Origin of the sequence: Paenibacillus sp. MCAF9, assembly GCF_052114265.1 — a bacterium.
Taxonomy (GTDB): domain Bacteria; phylum Bacillota; class Bacilli; order Paenibacillales; family Paenibacillaceae; genus Pristimantibacillus.
Genome location: NZ_JBFREL010000007.1, coordinates 129,632 through 156,546 on the forward strand (window position 1 = coordinate 129,632; position 26,915 = coordinate 156,546).

The window sequence follows — 26,915 nt, forward strand, 5'->3', positions numbered from 1 at the left end:
AATTGGAGGCGTGAAGAGCAATGGGCAACACAGGAAAACGATTGTTTCAATACGCCATGCTTTATAAAAAACCGATCCTGCTTGCGCTTCTTCTGCTTGTGCTTGCTGTATGCGCAGAGCTTGCAGGACCGCTAATTGCAAAACGGATGATTGACCAGAATATTCTCGGCATCGAGAAGAAATGGCATGAAGTCGAAGCAAAACAAGAGTATGCGGTTCTTTATAAAGATAAATGGTATAAGCGCGAGGATCACTTTGCCGCTTCGGAACAGAAGGGCAAGGAGGTTCGCGTGCTGCAGGTTGGACGCAAATTTTATTGGCTGGAGGATGCGCTGGTATCCGATCAAGGCAAACGTGTCGTAGAGGGGAACAACCTCGCGGTGACAAACAAGGAAACGGGCGAAACGGTCTCGTATCCAGTAACACAGCTTACATCACAAGAGCTGTATTCCTTCTATAAGCCGGAGTTTCCGGCGTTAATGAAGCTAGCAGCTATGTATTTCGGATTTTTGCTGCTCGTAGCTGTCTTCACCTACGGACAGCGGCTTATGCTGCAAACGTCAGCGAATCGTATCGTGCGCAAGATGCGTACGGATATATTTGCTCACACGCAGCGGCTGCCGGTCAATTATTATGATAATTTATCAGCTGGGCAGGTTGTCTCGCGGGTGACAAATGATACAGAAGCTATACGCGAGCTGTATGTCGCTGTGCTGGCGAATTTCTTTACAGGTGTTATTTATATGGTGGCTATTTATGGAGCCTTGTTCTTGCTTGATGTGCGCTTAGCGCTTCTGGCTCTGCCGCTTGTGCCAATCCTCATCATTTGGATTATCGTTTACCGCAAATTCGCTGCTCGCTATAACCGTATCATTAGATCAAAGCTGAGTGAAATCAACGGAATGATCAATGAATCGATACAAGGGATGACGATTATCCAGGCGTTCCGCCGTCAGAAGGAAACGACGAAGGAATTTGAGGAAATGAATGAGCATTATTATAAATATCAAAACAAGCTGCTCAGTCTCAACTCGGTAACATCGCATAATCTTGTCAATGTTATACGGAATACATTGTTCCTCATTGTACTCATTATGTTCTGGGGCGATTCACTCCGCGGAGCGGTATCGGTCGGCGTGCTTTACGCATTCATCGATTATATGAACCGTATGTTTGCGCCGATCGTTGGTATCGTAAACCAGCTATCCAATCTCGAGACGGCACGCGTATCTGCAGAGCGAGTATTTAAGCTGATGGACGAGGAAGGAATCGATGTCGTTTCCGGCAAAATGGACCGATATAAGGGCGATGTTAAGTTCGAGGATGTTTCTTTTGCTTATAAGAAGGATGAATATGTGCTGAAAAATATTTCCTTCCACGCTCAACAAGGCCAGACGGTTGCGCTAGTAGGCCATACCGGTTCAGGCAAAAGCTCGATTCTTAATCTGTTGTTCCGTTTCTACGATTCGAACGAGGGCAAAATCATCGTAGATGGCACCGATGTACGCGATATGCCGAAGCAGCTGCTAAGGCAGCATATGGGTATCGTTCTTCAGGACCCATTCCTATTTACCGGAACGATTGCATCGAACATCAGCCTTGATAACCCGGAGATTAGCCGCGAGAAAATTGTACAGTCGCTGCGTGACGTTGGCGCTTACGACATGTTCAGTCAGTTCCAAGGCGGCATTGATGCTCCTGTTATTGAGAAGGGAAGCACACTGTCTGCTGGTCAAAGGCAGCTGATTTCCTTTGCAAGGGCACTTGCTTATGATCCCGCTATTCTTATTCTCGATGAGGCGACAGCCAGCATTGATACCGAGACGGAAGCCATCATTCAAGAGGCACTTGATGTACTGAAGAAAGGCCGCACGACGTTCGTCATCGCGCACCGCCTGTCGACGATTCGCAGTGCAGATCAAATTCTTGTGCTTGATCGCGGCGTCATTGTGGAGCGAGGCAGCCATGATGAGCTTATGGAGCATCGCGGCAAATATTACGCGATGTATCAGCTGCAATTCGGCGCAGCATCTGCATCATAGAAAACGGCAAAAAAAGGCTAAGCGAGAGTCATCCCGCTTAGCCTTTTTTATTTGGGCAGATATTAGCTTTTGTTAGTACATCAGGTCTTGAAGCGGCTGATCGCCTCATTCAAGGTAGAAGCTAAATTACGCAGCTGCTCGGAGGAGCTTGCAACCTCCTGCATGGAAGCAAGCTGTTCTTCTGACGCCGCAGCGACACGCTGCGAGTTTCCAGCGGAATTAGCCGTTATGCCCTCAAGCGCATCTAGCGAAGCTGCAATTTGCTCGCTGCCAGCTGACATTTGCTCCGACGCTGCGGATACTTCCTGTACTTGACTGGAAACATGACGAATGGAAGTAACGATAGAGCGGAAGGACTCGCCGGCTTGTGCCGAGATGTTTGAGCCGAAACGCGCGGCTTCCACAGACTGCTCCATTGATGAAACGGCTGTTGCAGCATAACTTCCGATGCTATGCAGTATAGTTCCAATCTGCTCGGAGGATTCCTTGGAGCGTTCAGCCAGCTTGCGGATTTCATGGGCAACGACAGCAAAACCTTTACCATGCTCGCCGGCACGCGCCGCTTCAATAGACGCATTAAGTGCAAGCAGATTAGTCTGATTGGCTACATCGCCGATCAAGGCGAGGATGCCGCCTATTTTGTCACTCTGCTCCTTCAACTCATGCAAGGTCGTAACCGTTTCGACTACATTGGACTCGATCGTATTCATTTGATGCAATGTTTGATCAATAACGGTCTCGCCTTCTGTAGCCATTGCCGTAGTGTCCGCTGCCAGCTCAGATACAGATGAGGTCGACTCTGCAATTCTTTGAATGCCGATCGTCATTTCTGTCATCGCGCGCTGGCACTCTTGCAAGCTTTGCAGCTGTGTTTCAGAGCCGGAAGCAACTTCTTGAATAGCTTCGGTTACTTCTTCTGTCGCACGGGAGGTCTGCTCTGCACTCTGCTGCATGTTGAAAGCCGAGCCAGCTACCTCATCGGATGTTATTCGAATGCTGCCTGTGAGCTGACGAAGGCTTGCGATCATTTCATTAAAGGCGATAGAAACTTGAGCTATTTCATTGCCTCCTTTGACCGCAACGGCAAGCGTCAAGTCGCCATTCGCTGCTAATGAAGATAATTCCGCGAGTCGTTTGAGCGGCTTCAACGTCATTCTTACCAGTGCAACAATAATAAGTATGGCAATAAAGGCTAGCAGCGAGGCGATCCCTATGCTTTTCCAAAATATAAGATTTAAGGCATCATCGATTTGTTTGAAATCAACATCCATGCCAAATATCCCGATTAGTTTGCCGCTAGGGTCTTTTACACGGGCTAAATAAGAAATCCACTGACCATATTCATCTGTAACGGCATCGGTCAAAGCTGATCCCTTATTCAGCGCATCATCAATTTTGCCAGCGAATGCTTCACTCATTTCATACTCATCTCCAGGTCCAAGGCCTGCGGCGGAGAGAGCCTCATTGCTCTGCATCATCTTTATAAATTTCTTTCCGTCGCGTTCGATTACCTCAGGCATATACACATATGCATTTGCGACGATATCGTTCTTAATCATGACGTCAAGCTGCAGCTTAAGCATCTTGAACGTAGCATTATTGGTATCACGCCCTGCGGATACTTCGTTGTATCCGAAAGTAAGCATATCATGACCAGCCTCGATTTGATAACCAAGCGTTTGTCCAATCCGTTCAATTTCATCTAAATAGGATTTTTTCTGCGTGCTGTAGGATAAATACTCAGTGACGCTAATGACAATAACGAGAAGAAGGGCTAATACGATGGAGCTGGTAACGACTAAACTTCTGTCCTTAATTCGGAACATGCAATCACACCCCATAATGAAAAGTTAAGATAAGATAAGTTATCGTCGAATTATGTCGAAAAATGAATAGTAACGAAACAGTCCATTTTTTTACAATTCAATGAATGACATCTGTTATTACAATAACAAACTTTTATTAGATAAATATGGGGCTTTATGTTAGAAATGTGTTCAATTGCAGCATGTCTTCAGCCAACATTCAGCGGGGATTAAAGGAGGCTTAAGTTTTATTGTCTATGCTAGGTCTTGTAACAACAAATTTAGAATTGAAAGGTGGAATATTCAATGAAGAGAGCAAAAGCTATAACAGCAGGTGCTATTGCGCTAACGCTTGCCTTAGGGGCCGGAGGCCTATGGGCTAGCCAATATGTAAATGCGGCAGCAGCAAGCAGCGACGCGCAGCAAGAGCAAGGTGCACAAGCAGATAGCAGCGCAGCTAAGAAGGATCATGAAGGCAGACATGGTGGTTTCGGATGCGGCTTTGAACAAATACAGGAACAGTTGCTAACGTACTTAGGGCTCGATGAAGCGGCGCTTCAGACTAAGCTGCAAACGTCAACGCTGGCAGAGGTTGCAGTCGCGAGTGGGAAAACGCGAGCTGATCTTAAGGCTAAGCTTGTTGAATGGCTGGAGGCAGCTGAGGCAGCTAATCCGAAACCTGACGCAAAAGTAGAAGCAGACAAGCTTGCAGAAACTGGACAACAGCAAGCAAAGCCGGATGCTGCTGCACAGGCGGAGAAGCTGCTTGATTCCAAAGGATTAGGTTTTGGAAAGCATGGCGGCGGTGGTGAAAGAGGAGGCGGCTTTGAGAAAAACGTAGATGGCATAGCTGCAGCGCTAGGCATAACGGCAGATGTATTAAAGACGGAGCTTGAATCAGGCAAGACCTTGGCAGCAATCGCTGGGGAGAAGGGTGTTGCGATCCAAGTGATCATTGACGTGCAGGTAAAGGATCAAAAGGCGAAGCTAGCGGAGGAGCTGGCAGCGGGAACGATTACGCAGGAGCAATATGATACGAAGCTAGCTGAGGCTGTCGATCATGCAACAAAACATGTAAATGGAGAAATCCCGGCTCGCGAAGGCCATGGCAAGGGTGGACATGGCGGAAAAGGACCGCGTGGCGAACGCCCGAGTGACGATGCAGCGAAGAGTGAATCCACGACGGATACATCCGTAGCAGCAACTCCAGCTCCAACTGCATAACCGTTTTGTAGGCGAAATATTTAATAAGTCAGTGTAGACTTTAAAAAGATGAAGGAGCTGCTCCGGGTCTATGACCTTGAGGCAGCTCCTTCATGTCTGTTGTATAGCTTATTCATTCTTACCGAGAAGAAGCGCCAGCTCCTGTGGCGGCAGCGGTTTACTGAATAAATAACCTTGCAGCTCATCGCACTGCAGCTCCGTACAGAAATTCGATTCGGCAATCGTCTCTACGCCTTCTGCAACAACCTTCATATTCATGCTATGTACAAGCTCAATAATTGCTTTGACGATCGATGATTTTTTCTCGTCATTCGTAATGCCTTGAATAAAGGAACGATCCAGCTTTACGTCTGATATAGGCAGGCGCTGCAGCTGATTCAAGGATGAATAGCCCGTGCCAAAGTCATCGATTGATATTTGAATGCCAAGCCCCCGAAGGAAAAGAATAGTCTCGATCACTTGATCCATATTCCGCATAAATACACCTTCAGTAATTTCAAGGCTTACATATTGCGGATCAAGGCCGGTGTCCTTTAACGCTTTGACGATCATTTCAGATAAGTTCCCTTGGTAGAAATGTCTTGCTGAAATGTTTACTGATACGCATATATGCTGTAGTCCCTCATCCTGCCAAGCTTTATTTTGCCGACAGGCCTCATGGAAGACCCAGCTGTCAATATCTAATATAAAACCGGATTGCTCGGCAAGTGGAATAAACTTATCGGGCGGAATCATGCCAAGCTCGGGATGACGCCAGCGAATGAGCGCTTCAATGCCGCATAGCTCGCCGGTTGCAGCATTTATTTTTGGCTGATAATGAAGCGAGAACTGTTTGTTTTGCAGCGCATTATAAAGCCCGTTCTCGATCTGCATCTTCTCTGTCATCGCGGACACCAGCGTTGGCTTGAAAAACCGGTAGCAGCCGTCACCTTGCTCTTTGGCGCTATACATAGCAATATCAGCGTTTCGGATAATGGTATCCATATCGCCGCCATCCTGCGGGTACACGCTAACGCCGACGCTAACGGTCAAATAAAGCAGCGTTTCGTCGATCATAAAAGGCTCATTGAAAGAATCTACGACGGCTTGGGCATTTGCAGCAAGTTCATCTTCATTCTCATACTGTCCGACAAATACAAACTCGTCCCCACCCAATCGGAAGACGTTGCATTCATCAAACACCGCTGCTCCGAAGCGTTCTGCTGCCTTGCCAAGCAAAATATCTCCTACAGCATGTCCAAGCGTATCATTAATTTGCTTAAAGCGATTGATGTCAGCGAACATGATGGCTATCGGTTTTTTCATAGCAGCGTTCATAGTGATCATGTCTTGAAAATGGAGTGTGAATTGCAGCCTATTCGGCAGACCAGTCAGCATGTCGTAATAGGCAAGCTGATGCAGTCTTTCCTCCGATTGCTGCAATAAATAAGTTTGAGCCTCCAGCCTCTCGTTGCTTCGCTGCGATTCTTGAAACATGTGAATGAGATTGGTTGACATATGCTTGAAATTAGCAATCAACGAATGAATTTCTACAATACTGCTTCGTGGCCATTCCAATGTGTTCATCTCCTGAAGCTTCAGCGGAAGGTTCGTTGTTGCTCTCGCTAACCGAGTTAAACTGCGAGAGAGCCACCAATTAATGAGATACGCTAGAATGACGGCAAAGAAGGCAAGCCCGATCATATAAACAAAATGAATAAAATATTTGGAAAACAAATATTTTTGATGGTTTTTAATGGGGAAGTCAACGTAAACAAGCCAATCCGTTGCCTGAAGCTTATCTTTATATATCAAATTTCCATCATGCCAGGTCTGGAAATGCCAAGAGTATTTTTTTAAGTCAGGCATGACTAAATACGATTTTTTGTTGATGGGAGTAATGCTGCTTTCTTTGGAGAAATCAAGCATTTCACCTACAGTCTCAGGCGCGCTGGATGCAATAACTTTCTGGTCAATATTTGTCACAGAAATGATAGAATTCCCGGAATGTTTGCCAAGGGCCAGTTGAAGGAAAGCAATCTGATCCTGCTTCTCTACATCCGTGCTAACCGCCTGCCATTTATCCAATGATTCTGAAATGCGATTGACTTCGATCGAGGAGATTCGCTCGGCATATAGACTTACTTCTTTAATGGAGCTCAAGCTGTTAATGAAAATGTTGAGTATAAACGAAATGAATACGATACCGATGGAGAAATGAAACAGTACCTTGCTGAAGGAATTTGGCCCTTGCTGCGAGCGGGCAAACCCACTCCATTTGCGCAGTGGCATGTACTGGTAGATAATCTCAGCGAACAGTGCGTTAAATAGGCCATTCATGGCAACAATTCCTGCGATAAGAAGCAAATCCTGCGTTATGAGCGTTGAATGAAAGGAGTAGAACCAATAGATAGCGGGCATTCCGACTAGAACCCAGAAAACGGCGTCAATCCCAAACAGTTGATTCTTGTATTTGCGAAGAAGCAAGCCCGTAAAGGCAACTTCAATAAGGATGATGTAATGAAAGAGGGGCTGCTTTAATAAAAAAGTGCCTAGGAATAGGACAACTGCGCTCATTAAGAGTCCTGGCCAGTAACCGAATAATCGCAAGCCAAGAAGTGTAAATAGACTCGTTAATGAAAAGGTAATACCATACAAAAATTGAAAATGGTTCGACTCGGCGATTAGCGCAAGAAGCGCACATAAGGCAAATGCGAAAGCAATCGTCAATTGTTTGTTGTGCTGCTGAAACAATGGGTTGCTCACCGTCGGCCTCCTGGAAGTGTGACAAAACCTTTTACGTTCAAATAAAAGGGTGCCGAAGCACCCTGACAAGGATAGGAACATAAAAAGAGTTTGATTATTTTCCCTGTTATTCGACAATTTTTTCTAATATCCTGCTTTTGTTTCAGGAAGATACTGTTAAACCTTTAAAATATCGTGATCCACATAACGTTCGCCGTTTAATTCGCTAATGATGTTAATGGCAGCTTTTGCCCCATCCCCTGCAGTAACGACTGCATGCACGCTTACCCCAGCAACCGTTCCTGCCGCCCAAATGTGATCAATATTCGTTTTACCAGCCGCGTCTACCGCAATAACGGTTTTGATACGAGGCTCAGTACCCGGTTTTGTAGAGATCCCGATATGTTCAGCCAGCTCTGTCGAAACGCCTGTTGCAATAAGTACATGCCTTCCTTCATAGCTTCCGCCGTCTGTTTCCACCCGCAGGCCGTCAGTGATGGTAACGATATTTTGTACGGTTTCCTCCTTGAACTCTGCTCCGAATTTCTCAGCCTGTCGTTTGCCTGTATCCACAAGGTCAGGTCCGCCAATTTCTGAAATTCCGTAGTAGTTCTCGAACCAAGCGCGTTTTGTCATTCCTTTGTTGTTCTCAAACACGAGCGTCTTTTTGCCTGCTTTTGCAGTAAAAATGGCTGCACTTGCTCCAGCCGGACCAGCACCAATAATAACGATATCGTACATACGACATACCTCCAATAATGGTTGGTTTGATTACTTCACTAGTATATAAACGGCAGCTTGAAAAAAGCAAATGGCTTGTCCTTCTCTTGTTCACATCTGTTCACAATATATTCTAGATTAAGGCGTTGTTTTAAATAAAATCGTTTGATATAGTTCTATTATCGAACAGTTTCATAATAGAATTAATTTCGTGGATATTTAGAAACTACATATAAAGGGGGACACCAGTGTGGATCGAGCATCATTGAAACAACTCATCGATCGCTACGAAGCGGCTAATTTTCTTGTAAACCGTCGATTAAATGCGATGATCCGCGAGTTAATGCCAGATGATCTGACGGTAGACCAGTTTGCGACACTACGTTATTTGCATTCGAAGGAAATGAGCACATCATCCGAATTAGCGGACATTTTTTGCGTGGGCAAAAGCTCAATAACCGCGATCATTACGCGATTATTTGATAAAAATTTGATTCAAAGATTTCCAGATGAGAAGGATCGCAGGGTCATCTATTTAGCGCTAACCGAGGAAGGCAAGCAGGTTTGCGATCTCATGGAGGATAAGATACAAGTGCTGCTGGCCAAATACATTAATCGTTTTGAAGAGCAGGAAGCGAACTGTTTTATCGAAACCTTCGAGAAGCTTGCTAAAGAAATGATGAATCCATAGTTTTATTATATTTGAGGGGGAACAAAGATGAGAACCGTTTTGAAATTTAGATGGTTTGTTCTTATATTGTGGCTTGCTGCTGCCGTAGGCTTGATGCTCAGCGCGCCGAATATGGAAGAGCTTGTTCGTACGAAAGGGCAAATCAACGTGCCTGATGGATATTCTTCGTCGGTCGCCAGGGACTTGGAGAAATCGATTGGCGGAGGCGATAATGCAAGCGCCAGCAGCGGAATGCCTACCGTGCTTGTATTCCATAAGGATGGCGGTCTGAAGGACGCCGATTTAGCGGAAGTGAAGAGAGGAATCGATGAGCTGAAGAGCAAAGGCGAGGCTATCGGAGTTCTCTCCGTGACGACTCATTTTGATACCAAAGAGCTTGAGGAGCAAATGGTATCGAAGGATGGAAGCACCATCCTTGCGCTCGTTAATGTCGAGGCTGGCGACCGTGAGCTTGCTGAGCTGAGAGACGGTCTCTATGAGACGATTTCAGATGTGAAGGTAGAGCATTATTATACAGGAAACTGGCTTATTTCTGAGGATGTTGTACAAAGCTCGCAGGAAGGGCTTAAGAAAACCGAGTTTATTACGCTTGGATTTATTTTAATTATTTTGTTTGTAGTATTCCGTTCTGCGATTGCGCCGCTCGTACCGCTAGTGGCCGTTGGATTTACTTATTTAATATCACAATCCGTTATTGCGTTTTTAGTTAAATATTTTGATTTTCCGCTTTCCAACTTCACGCAAATTTTCCTAGTTGCCGTATTATTTGGGATCGGCACAGACTATTGCATCCTGCTCATTAGCCGTTTCAAGGAAGAATTGACGCATAGCGGCGGCGACAAGACAGAAGCAATTGTTCAAACTTACCGCACTGCGGGAAGAACCGTATTATTTTCTGGCTTAGCTGTGTTGGTGGGATTCTCAGCAATCGGATTCTCAACGTTTATGCTTTACCGCTCTGCCGTAGCCGTTGCAGTTGGAGTTGCGGTACTGCTTATCGCATTGTTTACGATCGTGCCGTTTTTTATGGCAGTGCTGGGTACAAAATTGTTTTGGCCGGCGAAAGGCTCGCTTGAGCATAAGCCGAGCAAGCTTTGGGGTACGGTGGGTAAGTTTTCACTAAAACGCCCTTTGTGGGCGCTCGTTATTTTGGCAGTAATTATCGTACCTTTCCTTACAGCGTATAAAGGTACAATTTCTTTCAACTCGCTGGATGAGATTGGCGATAAGTATGACTCCGTTAAAGCGTTCAACATTATTGCGGATAGCTTTGGACCTGGTGATTCACTGCCTACTACCGTTGTGGTCAAAGCTGATAAACCGATGGACACACCTGAGGGGCTTGCTGTACTAGAGCAAATCAGCCGCGAGCTTGCGAATTCTGGAGGCATCAAGGCCGTTCGCAGTGCAACTCGTCCTACAGGTGATGTAATGGAGCAATTTCTCGTGGCAGATCAAGTTACCACCCTTGAGAGCGGGCTTGGTCAAAGCGGCGAAGGCTTGGGCAAAATCGGTGATGGTCTCTCCGAGGCAAGCAGCGCGTTAAGCGAGAATAAGCCAAAATTAAATGAAGCTGTTGACGGCGCTGGTAAGCTCGTTAATGGTACGAATGAGCTGAAGGCTGGCATTGTACAGCTTGGCGCAGGTTTGAAGAAGATTCAGCAAGGGTTGCAGGATGGATCTGCAGGTGCGGGAGAGCTTAGCGAGGGCTTGAAGCAGGCGCAGGCGAGTGCGGAGCAGCTGGCAGGCGCGAGCCGTAAATTGCTTAGCAGCTACGAGCAGCTGGGCGGCGGTCTTGGTCAGCTTACAGGTGCATATAGCGCGATTGCATCCGAACAGGAGAAGCTGGCGAGCGGGTTATCCGGCGTACAGCAAAGTCTGACTGCACTTCAGGAAAGTCACCCAGAGCTGCAAACCGATGAGACTTTTAAACAAACGATGCTTGCTCTTGGAAATCTCCAGCAAGGAGCAGCAGGAATCAGCGGGCAGTTGTCTCAGCTTAATGAGCAGCTGACAGGCATTTCAGCGGGAATGACACAAGCAAATGCTGGTTTCTTGCAAGCAAGTGAAGGGCAAACGGCACTAGCTTCGGGTCTTGGCAAGCTGGCTGCAGGACTTGGAGAGCTGCAAAAAGGAATTGAGCAGGCAGCCGCAGGCCAAGGTCAAATTGTATCGAAGCTGCCTGGTGTCACACAGGGCTTTAATGAACTATCGGATGGTCAGAAGGAACTGCAGGCTGGGTTTGCATCGCTAAACGATCAGCTGGGCGAATTGACCGGCGGTTTGGATCAAAGCGTTGACGGCTTAACGAAGGTAACCGATGGACTCACATCCGCTGGCGGATATTTGAATAGTCTAGCGGAATCGCCGAATAAGCAAATGACGGGCTTTTATATTCCCGAGGAAGCCATCGCAAACAAGGAATTTCAGGCTGCCCTTAATGTGTATATGTCGGAGGATCGCCAAACAGCGAAGTTCGATGTCATATTTAAAGGCAATCCGTATGCACAGGAAACGATGGCGCAAATCGATGGACTGGAAGCAGCTGTTCACCGCGCGATTCAAAACACCGATTATAATGGATCACAGGTAGCTGTCGGCGGTGTAACGAGTATGAATAACGATTTGAGCAATATTTCAGCGTCGGATTATTCGCGTACGGTTATTCTCATGCTCATCGGCATTTCAATTATCCTTATCCTTTTGTTCCGCTCGATCGTCATGCCGCTTTATATGATCGCATCGCTTCTCGTTACGTTCTATTCCTCGATGGCGATTGCAGAGGTCATATTCGTAAGGCTGCTTGGGCAGTCGGGAATTAGCTGGGCGGTTCCATTTTTCGGATTCGTCATGCTCGTCGCACTAGGAATTGATTATAGTATTTTCTTGATGGATCGCTTTAAAGAATACCGACATCTGTCGCCTCAGGAAGCTATATTGGAAGCGATGAAAAACATGGGTACGGTTATTATGTCTGCAGCCGTTATTCTAGGCGGAACATTCGCAGCGATGCTTCCTTCAGGAGTTATGTCACTCCTGCAAATTGCGACTATTGTGCTTTGTGGACTGTTCATCTATGCATTGTTGATGCTTCCATTATTCATTCCAGTTATGGTACGCACTTTCGGTCCTGCTAACTGGTGGCCGTTTATGGGACGCAAACAGGATGCTGAGAAAACGGATCGTTTGCATAGCGGTCAAACGCTTAAGGGTCATCATGTTTCGCATGATTCAACTCACTAATTAATAAAGCAGGGTTATCCAGGGTCTTTGGTGCATGACAAAGACCTATGCGATAACCCTTTTCTTGTTACTTAACGTCCGGCCATTTCGTATGGAACCATAGCTGCATTTGCATTTTGCACGGACCCATCGAGAAAGGCGCTGATTTGCTGCTGCTGCTCAGTTAACAGACGCTGCAGCTCTTCTGCTTGCTCTTTGCTCGCCGATGCTTCTTGTTCGGCGCGTGTTACCAGCTTAAGCAGATTAAAGGATTCAATCGATAATCCAAGCTTAATCCGAATTTTCTCATTCCGGAATGATTCGGCTTTTGGTGATGCGCTGCCGCCCCCGGCGTTATTATGTCTCGTTTTTTCAGGAAGCAGCTGCAACTCAGCACGACCTTGCTCGGTAATTTTATAGACTTTTTTGGCGCTATCCTCTAACTGAACGGAGACGAAGCCGGATCCCACAAGCATCTGAAGCGTAGGATAAATGGAGCCGGCACTTGGTACATAAAGTCCGCCAGACTGCTCCTCTAAAGCCTTCATCATCTGGTAGCCGTGCATTGGCTGGTCGATGAGCAGCTTCATAAGCGCAATCTTCACGCCGCCGCGGCCAAAATAACGCTTGCTGCTGCGCGGATTGACTTTAGGCTCTTGCTTGCTATGTTGATGATGCTCATTGGAAACATCGTTAGTAGACATCTTCAAGTTAAGTCACCTCGATTTTTATGATAAGGAAAGCTTCTGTTTTTCAATGCTTGAGGGTGAAGTGAAACATAAGGGATCGCTCATCAGCTGTCATTTGGAATAAGCTTACTCTACTTACAGCATTGACAATGATAATTATTATTATTTACAATTTATAAAATAAAATTGTTTATTAAGGATGTGAGCGCGCATGTCGCAGCAACCGAATCAAACAAAGTACGGTGAAATGCTCTATATTGGCACGGAGGAAGTAAAGCTCCCGTCGCTGCACCATATGCAGTTGAACAATCGTGAGGAGCAATGCTTTGCGTTTGTGCTTCAACATAAAATAAAGGTTTCCATTGTGAAGAAGGGGCAGCACACGACTAAAAAAGCCGTTGGCGGTGAGTTGTTTCTCATTCCGTCCCATTGTGAATGTACGCTGCTTAATGAGGGCAACCATCTAGCTGAAATCGTACTTATCCGCTTCCGAAGCGGTTCGACAGCAGCAGGCGCAGAGATGCTCCCTTACCGAGACAGTATGGGATTAAAACTGCTGAGGCTGCCACAGGCGAGAAGCTGGCTTCAGGACTTTCAAAGCGACTGCAGTACTGATGATGTGGTTTTATACTATCAGCTGCAATCACAGCTTTATGCAATGGTCGCTGCGCTCATTCAGTCCGTCCAGCAGCCGAGAGAGACCGAAGCTGATTTAATTGGCTACGTCGAGCAAGCCAAGCAGTTTATGATTGAGCAGTTAAGCACACCGATGGATATGGAGGAGCTTGCAAGATCCTCAGGGGTGAGTACGAGCCGTTTTTATCAAGCCTTTCGCAGTTATACAGGACTTACACCGCTTAAATATATGACCAAGCTGAGGCTCGATGCTTCTATGCGCATGCTCTCAGGTACGTCTTCTTCCATCGTCGACGTGGCCCATTCCGTCGGCTATCCTGACGAGTACTATTTTAGCCGTCTGTTTAAGAAACATATGGGACTGGCTCCTACGGAATATGCTCAGCTTGCGAAGAAACGAGTAGCCACGCTTGTATCTGTGTTCGCGGGCGACCTATCAGCTATCGGCATGCCTACTTGCTTGTCCTTTATTCGGTTGAGCACTCACCAGCATGAACGGGCTCTTCAGCAGCTGCGTGAAGCAGAGCCGGATCTCATATTGGCAGGTATGCTGGATGAGGAAATGTACGCGGCATGTTCGGCTATCGCTCCGGTTCTGATGCTCGATTGGAAGGCTTATTCCTGGAAGGAGCGGCTGCTTGAGATAAGCAATGCATTAGGCTTGTCCACCGTAGCAGAGCGCTGGTTATCCTATTATGAGATGAAGGTGCAAAACGCTCGTGAGCAGCTCAAAAACAGTCTAGGTAATGAGCCTATCTTAATTGTTCATGCCGGAAAAACGGGCTTTCGTATATTTGGCCCGCGCCGCCGCAAGATGAAGGATCTTTTTTATGATGATTTGCAAATGACCTATCCGAAGTCGGCACACGAGATCGGATTTCTTGATACGAGCTCGCTAAGGGAGATCGCTGAGCTAGGCTGCAGCAGCGTTCTCTTCCTCGTACCAGCGGAGGCTTCCCGTGATTATTGCAATCAGCTGGAGGAGGGCTGGCGCCGCTTGAGGGAAAAGGATGCGCGTAGAAGATGTATCTTTATCGGCTATCACGACCGGCTGAACTATAATCCGACCGTCCACGATGGGCTCATCGATGAGACAGTGAGGCATTTGATGAGTTACGCGCAATAAATAAGAGCGCTCGTTCAATTTTATCTGTGGTAGTCTGCAAAAAAAGAAGAGGTCAGCTGTATTGATTGAAGCGCGTGCAGCCGATAAATAAAGTAATGGTTATGCATCATTACTTTTTGATCGGGAGGGAATTTATGAAGCTCACTCAAATGGGCAAAGCACTATACCCGCTCTCGTTAATTATCATGATATCTTTCATAAGCGGTTGTACGCTTAATCCAAATAGTCCGGAACCCCTTGAACAGACACCAGCTCCGAATAAGGTGACTTTAAAAATTGTTGAGAGCCTAATGACGCCGCTGCGGACAGTGGAATTAGACAAATTAATTGCACAATTTGAACTCGACAATCCAACCATTGAGATTGTGAGAGTGACATCAGAATACGAGACCGCTGATCAGACGATCTTGACGATGCTGGAGCAGAACCAAGCGATTGATATTGTTGAGGTGCGTGACGTTACGGTACATCAGCTTGCGGAAAGTGGTCTGATAACCAGCTTGGAGAGTTATATTTCATCATGGAGCAACTATATGCTGCTTAACAATAATGCAAAGCTGATGTCTAGAGATGCAGGCGATGTTGCTTATTATATTCCGAGCAGTCTTTATCAAGTGCAGCTTTATTATCGCAAGGATTGGTTCGATGCCAAGGCGCTGCAAGTGCCAGAAACATGGGAGCAGCTCTTCTTTGTCGGCAAGCAATTGACGAAGCCGATGGAGAGGATATATGGCTTTTCCTTTCGCGGAGGCAGTGGTGCCGTTAATACGTTGTCTTCAATCGTTCAGGACTATAACGGAGAGAAAGTCGATATAAGCGATTCCATGTTTAATACGGATGGCTCGACGATATTCTCAGGCAAGCGGGCAGCAGAGGCTGTTGAGCTTTACAAGAAGATTTATACAGAGATTTCAGACCCTGCGTCCATAGATTGGGGCTTTAATGAACAGGTTCAAGCATTTGTGAACGGCAATGCGGCTTTGCTTATCCAAGACTCAGACGTGATAGAGATGATCAAGGAAAAGCTGGAGAGCAGCCAGTGGGCAACAGCCCCTTTGCCTACAGGGCCTGATGGGATCTCCCATTACAACGTTGGTGCAGCCGGCTGGGGGATTGCTTCCCAGTCTAAGCATAAGGATGAGGCTTGGAAATTCATTTCCTATTTGTCATCGATTGAGAACAATCGCGCCTTTGCTGATGCCTCAGGCGTTATATCCATCTATAACAATACGATTGAAGAGGAGAAGTATTCAACTGGGCCGTATGCTCCTTATATGCTGATGGCAAATGACCCCGATCGATTTCAGGGCGTAAGAAAACCGAGCTATTATAAAAATTATAGTCAATTTTTTCAAATGGGAACGGATTTGGGTCGACAACATTTGATGAATGTCATTTCTACGGAGGAATTGCTTAAGCAGTTCGATGTTTTTTGGCGGAAGCAAGGAAAACAGGAGCGAGATTAAATGAATGGAGGATGCTGTAGGCATGTGAGTTGCAAATGCCCAGCACCTCTTTTTTTAATTGGATGAATAGGCGATGTGATCTCGTATGAAGCGAGTTGCACAGGGCAACATGTAAGGATAGAGCTTGTGCCTTGACCAGAGTGTAGAGCCGCATATACGATAGTAGAAGTTATCTTTTTTTATCGCTGGCTAGCGATTGCAGGACAATAAGGAGGAACATTTGTGAAGCAGTTATTGGTTGTTTTTACAGGCGGGACCATTGGAAGCAAAAAGCAGGGAAACGGCATCGATGTTAATGACGCGGGATCTTATTCGCTTATAGATGATTATATCAACAGTGCTGAGCAGCGCGATGATGTTAGACTTGATGCGATACAGCCGCTTAACTTGTTAAGTGAAAATATGACGACCGAGGATTGGATCGCGCTTGCAGAGGCTGTCCATGGAATAGATACAGACTCGTATGCTGGGATAGTCATCACCCATGGTTCGGATACGCTGGCTTATAGCGCAGCGATGATCGGTTATTTGTTCGCAGATACAAAAATTCCAATTGTGCTGACCGCCAGCAATTATCCGGTTGCCGATGAAAGAAGCAATGGGCGCCGTAATTTTGCAAACGCAATCGATTTTGTAGTGGATGCACAGCTGCCGGGCGTATTTGTCGTTTACGAGGATGACAAAGGGGATGCACTTGTTTACTTAGCAACTAGAGTAACGCAAGCGATGTCCTTTACGGATCAATTCGGCAGCCCCTACGGCGTGCCGTACGGAAAGATGGCAGACCGAATGTTCAACTGGCTGGAGCATGATAGAAATCCAAGACCGGAAGCGCTGAGTACTAAGCCTAAAGCGTCGTTTGCATGGGAGCCGGATACTCTTAAGCTCGATTCCAGCATCGTCTATATTCGGCCATATCCGGGCTTGAACTATTCGCTGTATGATTTTACAACGATTCGGCCGAAGGCGATCCTCCATGATTTGCATCATTCGGGTACAGCAAGCGCAATAGAAGCAGGGCCGTACTCTCTTCCTGCGTTTATTGCAAACTGTAAAAAGCTTGGCATCGATGTATACATATGTCCGATCCGAGATCGTTCGGCAGCCCTATATTCGTCGTCGCTGCGCCTTATTGAAGCGGGTGCCATTGTCATTGAGAAGCTGTCGGTTGAGGCTGCAATAACTAAGCTCATGCTCGCATATGGTCTATATGATGATAAAGCACAGGCAAAAGCTTTCGTAACGGAAAGTGTTTTGTATCACGAACATAACGAGGTGTAAAATGATTATAGAAAAGCTGGTGCTTTTGACTGAAAAAGCAGCAAGCATTTTGCCTTTTTATAGGGATGTGCTGGCATTGCCGGTTATTCGCTCCGAGAAGGACAGCTTTACCGTTAAGGCAGGCTGGAGCGAGCTGACCTTCCAAGAGACTGGTGATCAAGCTGCTGAAGCGTATTGTTATCACTTTGCCTTTACGATTCCTGAGAATAAGCTCGAGGAAGCAAAAAAGTGGATCGAAGCGCTTGTTCCAATTGGTACGGAGGCAGGTCAGGATGTGTCGTATAGTGAATCATGGAACTCGCATTCTGTTTATTTTGAAGACCCGTCGGGTAATATTTTAGAGTTGATTGCTCGCCATACGATGGATAACGGTGTTGAGCGTCCCTTTGACCCGCAGCAAGACATTCTTTGTATCAGTGAAATTGGCATAACGACCAGCGACGTTCCTACAGCAGTCGATCAATTTGCAGAGCTTGGCATCATGACCTATAGGACGCGCAATGATAATTTCAATCCAATCGGCGATGATAATGGTATATTTATAGTGGTTGGAAAAGGAAGACGCTGGCATTTTACGAACAAAACCGCAGAGAGCTTCCCAGTTCATGTGACCGTGCGCGGGCTGGGTGAGTTGTACTTGGCGGAAGGCGAGCAAGGTTTGTTGATTGAAAATAAAAAGTAGAGGAGCATTCAACGATGGGAGAACATTTAAAAGTAGGGGACCAGGTCCCGAATTTTAAGCTGCAAGCATCCAATGGCAAAGAAGTTGAGCTTGCAGATTACTCAGGCAAGAAGCTCGTTATTTATTTTTATCCGCGCGACATGACGCCCGGCTGTACGACTGAATCATGCGATTTCCGTGACTTTAACGGCGAATTCGGCACGAATAACACGGAGGTAATCGGAATCAGCCCAGATGATCTTGCATCTCATGAGCAATTCGTAGACAAGCATGAGCTGCCATTCCTATTGCTGTCTGACACCGAGCATACGGTTTCGGAGCTGTTCGGCGTATGGAAGCTGCGGAGCTGGAACGGTGAAGAATTTATGGGTATCGAGCGCTCGACTTTCCTGCTTGATGAGCAGGGCAAGCTTGTTAAGGAATGGCGCAGCGTAAGCGTGGATGGACATGTGAAGGAAGTACTTGAGGCGGTAAAAAGCAGCTAGCTTTGTCATTTGCGTAAAAAGAGGCTCCTCTCGAAGCGTGATATTCGCTTCAAGGGGAGCCTTTAGTTTTTTATTATTTGGTTTTCCAAGAAGGCAATTGGCTAACATAGCTGTCAGACAAGTTGAGGAGCTCTAATGCACGCTGATACTCATCTTCTGTCGCAGCCTGCTCCGTAATGCCGTCTCCGGCTAATGAATAGTGCTTGCCGTCCTCATATCCGCTGCCTGACATGAATAGCTCTTTGCTGCTTAAGAATGAGCCAGTCGGGAGATAATAACGTTGTGGCAATACGTTATACGACTGATTAAACAAGTCTTGGCCGAAATGGATATGATCATCAAGTGAAATGCCAAGCATGTTCGCGATCGTAGGCAATACGTCAACTTGACCGCCTAGCTGATCGAATACTTTGCCTTCTGTTACGCCTGTAGATGCAACAACGAGCGGAATGTTGATCATATCGGTGTAGCTGTATTCATGACCATAAATTTCAGCCATAAGCGCTTTGTCATCACGATCCAGCGAGTATACTGGAAGGCCGAGATGGTCGCCGTATAACAAGATTAAGCTGTTGTCCCAAATGCCGCGTTCCTTCAAATCTGCAATGAATTCGCCAAGTGCGAAGTCAGCGTAGTTTTGTGCACGGATATAATCACCAACAAAAGTTTTCTCATAACGCTCAGGGAGCGTCATTTTGTATTTGTCAGCAGGAATGGTGAATGGGTGATGCGATGTCATCGAAATAACATGGGAATAAAATGGTTTGCCATTCTCGCTCATGCGTGACATTTCAGCAGCTGTTTTCTTGTAAAGCTGCTCATCGGAAGCACCAAAAAATACGGTATCTTCATCTCCAAAAAACTTCTGATCGTAGTAACGGTCGAAACCAAGCGCTTTGTAAAGCTCGCCGCGATTCCAGAATTCAACAACATTCGTATGGAACGTAGTTGTGTCATAGCCGTTTGCTTTCAACAGTTTCGGCAAGCTCGGAAGCTCTTTGTCGGCATAAATCATCGTTGCCGCGCCGCGTGGCGGAATATAGAAAGACGTGTTTACGACGAATTCCGCATCGGATGTATTGCCTTGGCCGACTTGCTGATAGAAATGCTTGAAGTAATAGTTTTCGTTAACCAGCCTATTAATGTTAGGCGTAATCTCTTTTCCGTCAATCTTCAAATTGACGAGGAAGTTTTGAAATGACTCCATTTGAATAATGATGACGTTTTTGCCTGCTGCTGTTTTCCACAGCTGCGGAGCGGCAGGTGTTTCGATCTTTTTGACGGAATCGATTTTTTCTTGCGTGATATGGTTTGGATCAACAAAGTCAATCGTTTTGTTCTTGAAAATCATATAAGCCTCGTAATTGAGTATGCCCATTTGCTCCGCTTTGACGATCTCATTCATGCTGGCGCGGTTAGGCAAAATGTTGAACAAGCAAAGCGCAATTGAAATGCTGAACAGGGCAAGGACAAGTCGTTTGCTTTCCTTGACGGAGCTTTGTTTCTTCCAATTCACGGCTTTCTTAGGTCTAAACAACAGCACAGCCATAATGATAATGTCGATAAAGATGAGCAAGTAGTAAGGGTCCATCAGTGAAAATACGCTATTTTTTACCGCGGTGACTTGGTTTACCTGCTCTAGAGCGAGATAGGTTACAATAACACCGTAATACTTGTAATACATAATGACGGCAAATAATATGAGTGTCATTACTAGATTTGCTATTAAATAGTAAATAAGTTTACGTTTCGAAGCGAACCACTCTATGAGACAATAAACAATGAGGACAAACGGAATTTCTTTTAAAATAGTAGTCCACGAAAAACCATCCTCGAAAATGACCATCCAAGCCAGATAGCTTTTGAGAAGCATGATAAATGAAAAGAAAAGGATGGGACGAGTGCTTAATAATCGTTTTGGAGTTAAAAATGTCATATAACCGCCTACCTTTCACAGCAAAAACTGGCCATCTCACAGAGGCAGCCAGGCCGCTAATCATAATATACGTTCGTTCTGTAAATTCTTATCCATTATGCTCCTAATTATAGTCGAATGTCAAAAGGCAAAAGGCTCCTCCATGTCCAATCATAATTTATTGTAAATAACAAATTTATAAGGATTTTTGATTATTCCTATTCATTACAACATTTCCAAGCTATTAGATTGAAACATTATTGCTGATTTAGTAGTCTATTAATTAGATGCTATTAGACAAACCATGAATACAAGTATAATTACATGAAATATATGTAAAAAATTATGTTGGAGGCTTATCATGAAAAAAAGAAGAAGAAGGCTGCTGCTGTTTATTATTGTATGCGCAGGAATGGTGTTTGGTTACTCTTTATTTAATAAGGATGAGACAACCACGATTCCGCCAAAGCAAGCTTCCGCTGATGGTTCCACTAACGGCGGGGAAGTGTCGGGCAGCATAGGTTCTGAGCCTACGGATAAGCCGAGCGGCGGAACTCCAACAGATGGACAGCCAACAGCTACGGATAAGCCCGGTTCAAGCAATAATGGTAATGGCGGCAAGGGCTCTGGCACAGGAAAAGCAGAGCAGACTGAGGATGGAATGGTCGTTATTGCCAAACCAGAGGATATCGCGGTGCTTGTGAATAAGCAGCACAAGCTTCCGGAGGAATACAATCCCACGGATTTAGTTTATCCAGACGTTCGGTTTATATTTGCTGAGAAAATTGAAAAACGCATGATGAGACAGGAAGCAGCTACAGCGCTTGAGAAGCTGTTTGCAGCCGCTGAGGATGATAACATCCAGTTGGCTGGTGTATCGGCTTATCGCTCGCATAAGACGCAAACAACGCTCTTTGATCGCTATGTGAAGAGGGATGGACTCGAAAAGGCAAGAACCTATAGCGCTTTTCCGGGAACAAGCGAGCATGAAACGGGACTGGCGATCGATGTGTCGGGTAGTGACGGCAAGTGTGCGGCTGCCGATTGTTTTGCAGATACAAAGGAAGCGCAGTGGCTTGAGAAGTATGCGCATGAGTACGGATTTATTATTCGTTACTTGGAAGGCAAAGAAAAGATTACAGGCTATCAATATGAGCCTTGGCATTTGCGGTATGTAGGTGTGGACGTGGCTACTGAGATGGCGAAGAGCGGAGAAGTGCTGGAAGAGTATTTTGACGCGGTTCCTGTCACAAAATAAGAAGCAATAGCGCAGCGCAAGCTGTATTCGGACAAGCCTTATTGTTCATGAAGGATAGTCGCTTGCGCTGCTTACTATTGGTAATGCCCTTCGTTAGATCTTTGCTTCAAACGTTTTGCAATCTGTTTCTTCGGAGTTGCTGGCTTGCTTGCCGCGATTGCTGACCACATAAATAGAAGAGGCGCCGCAGTGATTACCTGCTGCCCAGAACTTGCATGAATTCACTTCGCACAGTACATCCTTAGCCATTGACAATTCACCTCCTCTCTATATAGGATGGACAAACGATATATCGTTTTATACTCAGGAAGGATGGATAGATATGGGAGTTAAGCTTTATTTTAATCATGACGCCGGTGTAGACGACCTGGTATCGCTTTTTCTTCTTTTGCAAATGAAAGATGTTGAACTGCTTGGGGTTTCCGTTATTCCAGCCGACGGCTATTTGGAGCCTGGCATCAAAGCCAGCAGCAAAATCATTGACCGCTTTGGCGACCCTGTCAAAAATAAATCGCTTGAAGTGGCTAGATCAAATTCACGCGGTGTAAACCCATTCCCTGCTGAATGGCGTATGCATACGTTTTTTGTGGACGCGCTGCCTATTTTGAATGAATCGGGAACGATTAACACGAAAGTATCTGCGCTGCCAGCGCATCAACATATGATTGAACAGCTTCGCAAATCGGATGAGAAGGTGACATTGCTGTTTACAGGTCCGCTTACGGACCTAGCAAGAGCGCTGGATGAAGCTCCGGATGTGGAAGCGAAGATTGAGAAGCTTGTATGGATGGGCGGCACGTTTAATGAGAAGGGCAATGTTCAAGAGCCTGAGCATGACGGAACCGCAGAATGGAATGCTTTCTGGGACCCTGAATCTATGCACCGCGTATGGGCAAGCAGCATTCCGATTTTGCTTGTTGCGCTTGAGAGCACGAACAAAGTACCTCTTACGATGGATGTACGCAACCGCTGGGCATCGCTTCGCAAGCATGAAGGACTAGATTTTGTCGGTCAATGTTATGCTGCATGTCCTCCACTTGTTTATATGGAGACGAACTCGACATATTATTTGTGGGATGTGCTTACGACAGCTGTTGTCGGCAATCCGGATCTTGTGGAAATTAAGACGGTACACAGCGGCGTGATTAAGGATGGACCTAGCCAAGGCCGTACGGTGGAAGTGGAAGGCGGTCGCCCGGTCAGCCTTGTCTATGATGTTGATCCTGTTCGATTCTTCGATTATATTACTGACCTTTCTGCAAGTGCGGTTAGCTACAATGTTAAGCATGACTAAACCATAACAAAAAGCGCAGCTTCGAATGAGTTACACTCATTCAAGGCTGCGCTTTTTTTAAAATATAAGAAAGTATATTATTTTCTCATACTTATCTTATATTTCACCGTCTAAGCTGCTTCAGCGTCAGAAAAACGCCGAAGGCGCTTTAGCTTGTTTAATCCATTTCATAAATCGAACCTGATTTGCTGGCATAAAGCTCGGCGTACACCTTCTCAGCGTAAGCATCGGTCATACCCGAAATATAATCCGCAACAAATCGCGGCCAGCTCCATTTGTTCTTATGGATCTCGTAATTTTCTATCCAGTCTGGCGGAATGATAAGGCGACCAGATTCTTGAACCTTGAAGCTGTCCCATAACCGTCTTATCATAATTTCACTGCGCATTTGCAAGCGCTGAACACGGAAATCCTTAATGAGTGTTACCCATGCAAGCTTCTTCAAAATCTCCATCGTGCGGAGCAACTCGATATCCTGTTGTCCATTGTTGACGAACGTGACCTTTTTCCAGCTGCGCGATGTATCGTCTATAATGCCGACTTTGCCTGCAAACAAGCTGACCCAGCGCGCTTTCATCTCCCGCCTTGTGCGCGAAGCTTCACGATCACAGCTTGCATACAGCTCCTGCCACTGCTCGAAATAGGAGACGAGTACACGCTTCACCATCGCAGGGATATCGACCTCACCCCAGCCGATTCCGGTGTTGCCTTTATCCTCGACAATTTCCTGAACAACATGGTCGATAAGTCTGCTGTCTTCAAAGAAAGTACGGTTCATTTGGATTTTACCTGCACGTATGCCGTCTTCGATGTCATGTGTGGAATAAGCGATATCATCACATAAATCCATGAGCTGTGCTTCCAATGTAGAACAGCCTTCTGGGATTTTCCATAAATGGCGAAGCTGTTCAATCTCTCCCCACTCTGTGCTGTAAAGCCCTTTTAGACGGCCAGGCTCACTGAGACTAAAAGGATATTTATTAATAGCAAGCAAGACAGCTGCAGTTAAATCAAGGCCGCTCCCGCTTCCTGCCCTTTTCTCTAAAAACATCAATATTCGAAAATTTTGCGCATTGCCCTCGTATGGTATGCCATACTCCTCCATGAGCAAATGGTTGAGCACTTCTTCACCTTTATGTCCAAAAGGGGGATGACCCAAATCATGCGCGATCGCGGCAATCTCGACGACAGCGGGATCTAATATGAGCCCCGGATGCTCCTTGCGCGCAAGGAAATCATATTGTTTGCCTAACTTGCGAGCAACCTCGCGTGCAATTTGCGACACTTCGAGAGAGTGGGTTAGCCTTGTTCTATAGTAATCGCCCGTACCTGCGCCAAATACTTGTGATTTACCTTGCAGGCGGCGAAAGGCGGGAGATTGAATGAGTCTCGCATAATCTCGTTCATACTCATCTCGCTCCTCGCTTAAAGTACCGAGCGCTTTCTCGTCCAATCTAAGCTTGCGTATGTCCATCGTAAGTCCTCCAGTGCCGTTTATGCGGGTATTATTGAAATATATTAGCTCATCTAGTACATGTTGTAGATAGGTTTTTTTACGTCTTAAATTAGGAAAAATGCTTTGTTGCTTGAATTGTAGCATATAATGAGGCTTGAACATACACCGTGCTTGGAGTATGATCGCATTAGCTTTAACATAAAACTGAGGTGCTATAATACGGATGGTCATAATGCAAAATGCATCTGCAATTATTATGCTGCTAAACATTTTTTTGGCGATTACGGTTATCTTTCTAGAGAGGCGCAGCGCAAGTACAACTTGGGCATGGCTGATGATTCTTTTTTTCATCCCCGTTTTCGGCTTTGTTTTGTATTTAATATTAGGGCAGAAGGTACGTAAAAGAAAGCTGTATAAGCTGCTGGGCGATAGTCAGCGCATTATCGAGCATACGGTCGAGAGGCAAATGCGCCAGCTGCGAGAAGATGAAATTGTATATAATGATCCTGCGATGCGAAGTTATCAAGACATGATCTATATGAGTCTGAAAACGAGCTATGCGGTATATACGAGCAATAATGCGGTTGAGATCTACACGGAGGGCAATCAGAAGTTTGATGCTCTGCTTAAGGATATAGAATCAGCCCAGCATCATATTCATCTCGTTTATTATATCGTCCGAGACGATGAGCTTGGCAGAAGATTGGTTAAGGCGCTGGCAGCGAAAGCGGCAGAGGGCGTAGAAGTCAAGTTTTTGTACGATCATATAGGAAGCTCAAGCTTGCCGAAGCGTTATTTTGCGGAGTTGATTGCAGCAGGCGGCAGGGAAGCGGCGTTTTTCCCATCGCGAATTCCTTATTTGAATTTAAAAATCAATTATCGCAATCATCGCAAGCTCGTTATCGTTGACGGGCAAGTCGGTTATATTGGCGGCTTCAACATCGGTGATGAATATTTAGGATTAAACGAGCATTTCGGCGAATGGCGGGATACACATCTTAGAGTTCGCGGCAATGCCGTGCTGCAGATGCAGGCGCAGTTTCTGATGGATTGGAATTTAGCGGCTTCCGGTCGAATTGAGCTCAACGAGCTGTATTTCCCAATAATGAGCGATGATACGGGAACGATTGGCATGCAGCTTGTAGCGAGTGGTCCGGATACGCAATATCAGCAAATTAAAAATGGCTATATCAAAATGATTTATTCAGCTCGGAAAACAATCAGCTTGCAAACGCCATATTTTGTACCGGATGAAAGCTTGATGACCGCGCTGAAGATCGCTGCATTGTCCGGGGTAGATGTACGTATTATGCTGCCGAGCAAGCCAGATCATTTCTTTGTATATTGGGCAACTCATTCTTATTTGGGAGAGCTTCTCGCAGGCGGAGTGAAATGTTATATGTACGAGAAAGGGTTTCTTCATGCAAAAACGCTTGTCATCGACGGCAAGGTGGCGTCCGTTGGAACGGCCAATGTCGATATTCGCAGCTTTAAGCTTAATTTCGAGATGAATGCGTTTATCTATGATACGCAGACATCGGCGAAGCTGCAACGCATTTTTGAAGATGATGTCAAACATTGCACGCAGTTAACGGAGCAAGTTTATGCTAATCGTCCAATCATCAATCGATTGAAAGAATCGATTTCCAGGCTGCTTAGTCCAATATTATAGACGCGACATCAGTCAAATTCAATAGACGTGACATGAGTCCAATCCAATAGACGCAAATCAGTCCAACCCTATAGACGCACATAAGAAGGGCTTCTGCTTATCTGAGATAACCAGAAGCCCTTCACGTGCTTGGTAGAGAACTATTCAATTTATTCTAACGCTCCAATCCGCTGTTTGCCTCTTCTTCGTCCTTTCGAATTTGTTACAAACCCTATCGACTTCGATCCTAATTTTATTGACCTCGATCAACTTCCTTTCGATTTGTTTCAAATCCTTGTTGCTTGTAAGTACTTCTCATCCAAATGATCGACTACATCCGTCTTCGCTATTGTCCCAGCATGTCCGGCAGTGATTGAATACTCCTTCCCGAGATTATGAGACATGCATCGCTAACCTACTTCAATGGGCTATCCCCTCTCGTTTAAGATAGGCTTAGTATACACCTTTATTTGAATTTTGTAAATATTCAGATTATTTAATTCGACAAAAAATTTTGAGTTGTTTTTTAGGTGTGATTTTGCGTGTGA

The 26,915-nt window shown here is 45.7% G+C and carries 19 protein-coding genes; 12 read left to right on the forward strand and 7 right to left on the reverse strand.

Translation table 11 applies throughout. The features are described 5' to 3' along the window. Window positions 1–20: 20 nt before the first annotated feature. A complete protein-coding gene (locus AB4Z45_RS14680; RefSeq protein ID WP_441910105.1) occupies window positions 21–2,042 on the forward strand; it encodes an ABC transporter ATP-binding protein in 2,022 nt (673 codons plus the stop codon). 80 nt (window positions 2,043–2,122) lie between these two features. On the opposite strand, the gene AB4Z45_RS14685 is transcribed toward AB4Z45_RS14680, so the two are convergent. Next, a complete protein-coding gene (locus AB4Z45_RS14685) occupies window positions 2,123–3,868 on the reverse strand; it encodes a methyl-accepting chemotaxis protein (RefSeq protein WP_441910106.1) in 1,746 nt (581 codons plus the stop codon). Window positions 3,869–4,153: 285 nt separating this feature from the next. Between AB4Z45_RS14685 and AB4Z45_RS14690 the strand changes: the two genes are divergently transcribed. Next, on the forward strand, window positions 4,154–5,071 hold the full coding sequence (locus AB4Z45_RS14690) for a hypothetical protein (protein WP_441910107.1): 918 nt from the start codon (window positions 4,154–4,156) through the stop codon (window positions 5,069–5,071). 108 nt (window positions 5,072–5,179) lie between these two features. On the opposite strand, the gene AB4Z45_RS14695 is transcribed toward AB4Z45_RS14690, so the two are convergent. Next, complete coding sequence (locus tag AB4Z45_RS14695) at window positions 5,180–7,816, reverse strand: EAL domain-containing protein (protein ID WP_441910109.1); 2,637 nt, start codon at window positions 7,814–7,816, stop codon at window positions 5,180–5,182. A gap of 156 nt (window positions 7,817–7,972) precedes the next feature. Then, entirely contained in the window at window positions 7,973–8,536 is a 564-nt protein-coding gene (locus AB4Z45_RS14700) for an FAD-dependent oxidoreductase (RefSeq protein ID WP_441910110.1), read from the reverse strand. Between the two features lie 229 nt (window positions 8,537–8,765). Between AB4Z45_RS14700 and AB4Z45_RS14705 the strand changes: the two genes are divergently transcribed. Then, the gene (locus tag AB4Z45_RS14705) at window positions 8,766–9,206 is read left to right on the forward strand and encodes a MarR family winged helix-turn-helix transcriptional regulator (RefSeq protein WP_076266311.1); all 441 of its coding nucleotides are present in this window, start codon (window positions 8,766–8,768) and stop codon (window positions 9,204–9,206) included. A gap of 27 nt (window positions 9,207–9,233) precedes the next feature. Continuing rightward, on the forward strand, window positions 9,234–12,449 hold the full coding sequence (locus tag AB4Z45_RS14710) for an MMPL family transporter (protein ID WP_441910112.1): 3,216 nt from the start codon (window positions 9,234–9,236) through the stop codon (window positions 12,447–12,449). A gap of 71 nt (window positions 12,450–12,520) precedes the next feature. Here AB4Z45_RS14710 and AB4Z45_RS14715 read toward each other — a convergent pair whose 3' ends face one another. Continuing rightward, the gene (locus AB4Z45_RS14715) at window positions 12,521–13,132 is read right to left on the reverse strand and encodes a PadR family transcriptional regulator (RefSeq protein ID WP_441910254.1); all 612 of its coding nucleotides are present in this window, start codon (window positions 13,130–13,132) and stop codon (window positions 12,521–12,523) included. A gap of 196 nt (window positions 13,133–13,328) precedes the next feature. On the opposite strand from AB4Z45_RS14715, the gene AB4Z45_RS14720 reads away from it, so the two are divergent. The 5 genes from AB4Z45_RS14720 to bcp all read left to right on the forward strand — a co-directional run bounded on the left by AB4Z45_RS14720 (window position 13,329) and on the right by bcp (window position 18,793). Next, window positions 13,329–14,879: a helix-turn-helix domain-containing protein gene (locus AB4Z45_RS14720; protein ID WP_441910113.1), complete on the forward strand. Its 1,551-nt coding sequence runs from the start codon at window positions 13,329–13,331 to the stop codon at window positions 14,877–14,879. 134 nt (window positions 14,880–15,013) lie between these two features. Beyond that, on the forward strand, window positions 15,014–16,345 hold the full coding sequence (locus AB4Z45_RS14725) for an ABC transporter substrate-binding protein (protein ID WP_441910114.1): 1,332 nt from the start codon (window positions 15,014–15,016) through the stop codon (window positions 16,343–16,345). A 222-nt stretch (window positions 16,346–16,567) separates the two neighbouring features. Then, a complete protein-coding gene (locus tag AB4Z45_RS14730) occupies window positions 16,568–17,626 on the forward strand; it encodes an asparaginase (RefSeq protein ID WP_441910115.1) in 1,059 nt (352 codons plus the stop codon). A gap of 1 nt (window position 17,627) precedes the next feature. Further along, a complete protein-coding gene (locus AB4Z45_RS14735) occupies window positions 17,628–18,308 on the forward strand; it encodes a VOC family protein (RefSeq protein ID WP_441910116.1) in 681 nt (226 codons plus the stop codon). Between the two features lie 14 nt (window positions 18,309–18,322). Next, window positions 18,323–18,793 carry a thioredoxin-dependent thiol peroxidase gene (gene bcp, locus AB4Z45_RS14740; protein WP_339205449.1) on the forward strand — a complete coding sequence of 157 codons (471 nt, stop codon included), beginning with the start codon at window positions 18,323–18,325 and terminating at the stop codon, window positions 18,791–18,793. A 73-nt stretch (window positions 18,794–18,866) separates the two neighbouring features. On the opposite strand, the gene AB4Z45_RS14745 is transcribed toward bcp, so the two are convergent. After that, window positions 18,867–20,729, reverse strand: a complete 1,863-nt coding sequence (locus tag AB4Z45_RS14745; protein WP_441910117.1) for an LTA synthase family protein — start codon at window positions 20,727–20,729, stop codon at window positions 18,867–18,869. Between the two features lie 340 nt (window positions 20,730–21,069). Between AB4Z45_RS14745 and AB4Z45_RS14750 the strand changes: the two genes are divergently transcribed. After that, on the forward strand, window positions 21,070–21,966 hold the full coding sequence (locus AB4Z45_RS14750; RefSeq protein WP_441910119.1) for a M15 family metallopeptidase: 897 nt from the start codon (window positions 21,070–21,072) through the stop codon (window positions 21,964–21,966). Window positions 21,967–22,059: 93 nt separating this feature from the next. Here AB4Z45_RS14750 and AB4Z45_RS14755 read toward each other — a convergent pair whose 3' ends face one another. Continuing rightward, entirely contained in the window at window positions 22,060–22,215 is a 156-nt protein-coding gene (locus AB4Z45_RS14755; protein WP_076266302.1) for a DUF1540 domain-containing protein, read from the reverse strand. A 73-nt stretch (window positions 22,216–22,288) separates the two neighbouring features. Here AB4Z45_RS14755 and AB4Z45_RS14760 point away from each other — a divergent pair, with 73 nt between their 5' ends. Next, a complete protein-coding gene (locus AB4Z45_RS14760) occupies window positions 22,289–23,260 on the forward strand; it encodes a nucleoside hydrolase (protein WP_441910120.1) in 972 nt (323 codons plus the stop codon). 157 nt (window positions 23,261–23,417) lie between these two features. Here the strand turns inward: AB4Z45_RS14760 and AB4Z45_RS14765 are convergent, their stop codons facing one another. Continuing rightward, window positions 23,418–24,734 carry a deoxyguanosinetriphosphate triphosphohydrolase family protein gene (locus tag AB4Z45_RS14765; RefSeq protein WP_076266300.1) on the reverse strand — a complete coding sequence of 439 codons (1,317 nt, stop codon included), beginning with the start codon at window positions 24,732–24,734 and terminating at the stop codon, window positions 23,418–23,420. A gap of 205 nt (window positions 24,735–24,939) precedes the next feature. Between AB4Z45_RS14765 and cls the strand changes: the two genes are divergently transcribed. Further along, window positions 24,940–26,388 (forward strand): cardiolipin synthase, encoded by a 1,449-nt coding sequence (gene cls / locus AB4Z45_RS14770; protein ID WP_339205444.1) that lies wholly within the window; start codon window positions 24,940–24,942, stop codon window positions 26,386–26,388. Window positions 26,389–26,915: the final 527 nt, after the last annotated feature.